Consider the following 4,540-nt stretch of genomic DNA (forward strand, 5'->3'; position numbering starts at 1 on the left):
GACGTCAGTGAAATGGCGTCACAGGGGAGTATGCGATTGGCAGCGTTCGATGAAATGCTTCCGGAAATCTCCGGATTGAGAAGACCGTATTCGGCTTATGATCGCTGGCTGAAGGAGCAGGATCCGGCCAGGCTGACCGAGAAGATGCAGGACGCCGAACGCGTCTTCCGCAAGACCGGCATCACCTTCGCCGTCTATGGCGAGCAGGAAGCTTCCGAGCGGCTGATCCCGTTCGATATCGTTCCACGCATCATTTCAGGCAATGAATGGCGGCGCCTCACGCAGGGCATCGAGCAGCGCGTGCAGGCGCTAAACGCCTTCCTCGACGACATCTACCACCGCCAGGAAATCCTGCGCGCAGGGCGCGTCCCCAGGGAATTGATCGCCAGGAACGAGGCCTTCCTGCCGGAGATGATCGGGGTCAGGCCGCCGGCCGGCGTCTACACCCACATCATCGGCGTCGACATCGTCCGCATCTCGGAGGACGAATTCTACGTGCTGGAGGATAATGCGCGCACACCGTCGGGCGTCTCCTACATGCTGGAGAACCGCGAGACGATGATGCAGCTGTTCCCCGAGCTGTTCCAGAAGATCAAGGTACGGCCGGTGGAAAACTACCCGCAGCTTCTGCGCCAGTCGCTGGCGGCGGTGCGGCCGCAAAGCACCAAGGGCGCGCCGACCATTGCGGTGCTGACGCCCGGCAGCTTCAACTCCGCCTATTTCGAACACGCCTTCCTCGCCGACCAGATGGGCGTGCAGCTGGTCGAAGGCCAGGATCTGCGCGTCGTCGACGGCCATGTCGCGATGCGCACGACCGAAGGCTACAAGCAGATCGATGTGCTCTACCGACGCGTGGACGATTCCTTCCTCGATCCGCTGACCTTCCGACCGGATTCGGCACTCGGCATACCCGGCATCATGGATGTCTATCGGGCCGGCAACATCACCATCGCCAATGCGCCGGGCACCGGCATCGCCGACGACAAGGCGATCTATTCCTACATGCCCGAGATCATCGAATTCTACACCGGCCGCAAGGCGATCCTGGGCAACATCCCAACCTGGCGCTGCTCGGAGCCCGACAGCCTGAAATACGTGCTCGAGCACATCGACGAGCTGGTGATCAAGGAAGTCCATGGTTCCGGCGGCTACGGCATGCTGGTCGGGCCGGCTGCGACCAAGAAGGAATGCGAGACCTTTGCCAAGAAACTCCAGGCAAAACCTTCGAATTACATCGCCCAGCCGACGCTGGCGCTGTCGACATGCCCGATCCTGACGGAAAAGGGGCTGGCGCCGCGCCATGTCGATCTCAGGCCTTATGTGCTGGTCTCCGATCGCATCCAGATCGTGCCCGGCGGCCTCACGCGTGTCGCGCTGAAGGAAGGCTCGCTGGTCGTGAATTCCTCGCAAGGCGGCGGGACGAAAGATACTTGGGTGCTGGATGATTAAAGCGAATAGCGAATAGTGAGTAGCGAATAGGGGAAGGAGGGCAGCAAGACGGCGATCAATTCTTACAGGGACCTAATTGTTTGGAAAGCGGCCGTCGAGTTGGCGGTGGATTGCTATTCGGTAACCAAAGCCTTTCCAAGCAGCGAAATCTACGGGATGACCTCTCAGATGCGGCGGTCTTCCGTATCAATTGCAGCAAACATCGCCGAAGGGCATGGGCGGGAGAGTACGGGATCATTCATTCAATTTCTGCGCATGGCGCAGGGATCTCTCAAAGAGTTGGAAACACACCTGATCTTGTCTGAAAAAGTAGGGTTGATGGTTGAAGCAGAGGTGGTGCGTTTGCTTAGCAAGGCCGATGAGATCGGGAAAATGCTACGTTCCATGATCAGGAGTTTGCAACAAAAATCATGAAGCTGATTTTCCCCTATTCGCTACTCACTATTCGCTATTCGCTCGAAATCGGGGCACGATGATGCTTCTCGGCCGCACCGCCAACGGGCTTTACTGGATGAATCGCTATATCGAGCGGGCGGAGAACATGGCGCGCTTGGTCGATGCCGGTTTGCGCATGGCGCTGACTCGTACCCAGAGTGCCTCGGAAGAGTGGAATTCGGTGCTGCTCAGCGCCGGTTCCGACGTCACCTTCAGCCAGAAATATTCTGACTATACCGCGGCCAACGTCGCCGACTTCCTGTTGCGCGACACGTCGAACCCGTCGAGCACGATGGCGTCGATCGAGACGGCCCGCAACAATGCCCGCATGGTGCGTACCGCGCTGACGCGCGAAACCTGGGAAAGCATCAACGAAGCCTGGATGTCGCTGAAGCGGATGCTGGCCAAGCCGATCGACGAGCGCGACCTGCCCAGCGTACTCGACGCCATCAAGCGCGAGACGGCGCTGATCCGCGGCTCGTTCTACGGCACCATGCTGCGCAACGAGATCTTCGACTTCTCGCAGCTCGGCACTTATGTCGAGCGCGCGGACAACACGGCGCGCATCCTCGACGTGAAATATTATGTGCTGCTGCCGTCGATCTCCTGGGTCGGCTCGACGCTCGACAATTATCAGTGGGAATCGATCCTGCGTTCGGTCTCGGCGCATCGCTCCTATCGCTGGGTCTACGACGCCGATTACAAGCCGACCAACATTGCCGATTATCTGATCCTCAATGTCCGCATGCCGCGCTCGCTGATGTTCTGCTATCGCTTCCTGTCGGAGCATCTGAAATTCCTCGGCGACGATTACGGCGAGCGCCATGCCTGCCACGCAACGGCCGAGAAGACGCAGACAATGCTGAGAGCCGGGTCGATCAAGGGCATATTCGACGCCGGCCTGCATGAATTCCTTGCCAATTTCATTCGCGACAACACCAAACTGGGCGAAGAGATCGCACAAGATTATCGGTTCAATTGAGCATGGTCCCGAAAGGTGGGAGCCGGTTTTCTCAGACAAATGAAACCGTTTGTCCGGAGATCGTGCTCACAAACGGAATAGAAGCATGCGGCTGAAGATCACCCATCGGACCGAATACCGCTACGACGCGCCGGTGCACTATCTGTTGCAGCGGCTGCGGCTGCTTCCGGTCAGCGGGTCGACGCAGACCGTTCTGTCCTGGGCCTTGACCATCGAAGGCGCGCGCGAAGAAGTTCGCTTTGTCGACCATTTCGGCAATGACACAAGGCTGCTAAGCGTCGAGGGCGAGCGCGACTTCATCACGGTGGAAGCATCAGGCGAAGTGGTGACACGCGACACCGCGGGTGTCTCGGGGCCGCACCAGGGCTTTACGCCGCTCTGGCTGTACAGCCATGAGACGCCATTGACGGTGATCGGCAGCGGTATCCGCGAACTCGCCGCATCGGTCGGCAAGGGCAGCGACATCGAAAGGCTGCACCGGCTGATGGCTGTCATCGGCGAGCGCGTTGTCTACACGCCCGGCACCACCAGTGCGACGACGCCGGCGGAGGAAGCCTTGGCGCTGAAAACCGGGGTCTGCCAGGATCATACCCATATCTTTGCCGCCGCGGCGCGTGCCATGGGCTTTCCGGCCCGCTATGTCAGCGGCTATCTGATGCTGGAAGCCACGGTCGAGCAGGCGGCCAGCCATGCCTGGGCCGAGGCGCATGTTTCGGGTCTCGGCTGGGTTGCCTTCGATGCCGCCAATGGCATTTCACCCGACGAGCGTTATGTAAAGGTGGCAACGGGCCGCGATTACCGCGACGCCACGCCGGTGTCGGGAATTCGGCTGGGACAGGCGGAAGAACAGCTTGCGGTCACCGTCACGGTGGAGCAGTAATCCTCGCAAGATTGCTGCCGAGCGATTCATCGTTTCAAGGAAACGCCGAACCGCTCTATCCCCTTGTTTTAACGCAATTCCGGACGGAAAACCGCTTCACACTTTTCCTGGAATTGCTCTAGAAGAGATTCCATGACCTATTGCGTTGGCCTGAAGATCGATCGCGGGCTCGTGTTCATGTCGGACACGCGTACCAATGCAGGCATGGATTCCATCTCCACCTTTCGCAAGATGCATGTCTGGGAAGAGCCGGGCGAGCGCGTCATCGTTTTGATGTCGGCGGGCAATCTGGCGACGACGCAGGCCGTGGTCAGCCTGCTCGACGAGCGCACCAAGGCGATCTCCGAAAGACATTCCACGCTGCTCGAAACGCCGTCGATGTACCAAACGGTCCGCATTGTTGGCGACACGGTCAAGGAGGTCATCGCCAATTCGTCATCCGCTGGCGAGAAGGCGGATTCCTATTTCAATGCGTCCTTCATCCTCGGCGGTCAGATCAAGGGCAGCGAGCCGCGCCTGTTCATGATCTATCCCGAAGGCAATTTCATCGAATCGACCGATGACACGCCGTTTTTCCAGATCGGCGAGACCAAATACGGCAAGCCGATCATCATCCGCGCCTACGAAAAGACGATGAGCCTCGCCGAGACGGTGAAGCTGCTTTTGGTGTCGTTCGATTCGACGTTGAAGTCGAACCTGTCCGTCGGCTTGCCGCTCGACCTGCTGTTCCTGGAGAAGGACGCCTTCAAGGTCGGATTGAAGAAGCGGATCGGCCAGGACGACCAGTATTACCG

General features: G+C 59.1%; 5 protein-coding genes. All 5 read left to right on the plus strand.

The features are described 5' to 3' along the window. Positions 1–36 precede the first annotated feature (36 nt). Positions 37–1,449 carry a circularly permuted type 2 ATP-grasp protein gene (locus tag EN893_RS19970; RefSeq protein ID WP_164749460.1) on the plus strand — a complete coding sequence of 471 codons (1,413 nt, stop codon included), beginning with the start codon at positions 37–39 and terminating at the stop codon, positions 1,447–1,449. A 54-nt stretch (positions 1,450–1,503) separates the two neighbouring features. Beyond that, a complete protein-coding gene (locus tag EN893_RS19975) occupies positions 1,504–1,863 on the plus strand; it encodes a four helix bundle protein (protein ID WP_127270768.1) in 360 nt (119 codons plus the stop codon). Between the two features lie 61 nt (positions 1,864–1,924). Further along, positions 1,925–2,866: an alpha-E domain-containing protein gene (locus EN893_RS19980; RefSeq protein ID WP_027036710.1), complete on the plus strand. Its 942-nt coding sequence runs from the start codon at positions 1,925–1,927 to the stop codon at positions 2,864–2,866. Between the two features lie 85 nt (positions 2,867–2,951). Further along, positions 2,952–3,746, plus strand: coding sequence for a transglutaminase family protein (locus tag EN893_RS19985; protein WP_127273300.1), 795 nt, complete (start codon positions 2,952–2,954; stop codon positions 3,744–3,746). A 132-nt stretch (positions 3,747–3,878) separates the two neighbouring features. After that, positions 3,879–4,540: peptidase (locus EN893_RS19990; protein ID WP_128361722.1), on the plus strand; the 662-nt coding region annotated here is incomplete at its 3' end.

This window comes from Mesorhizobium sp. M7A.F.Ca.CA.004.04.2.1, assembly GCF_004022825.1.
Classification (GTDB): Bacteria; Pseudomonadota; Alphaproteobacteria; order Rhizobiales; family Rhizobiaceae; genus Mesorhizobium.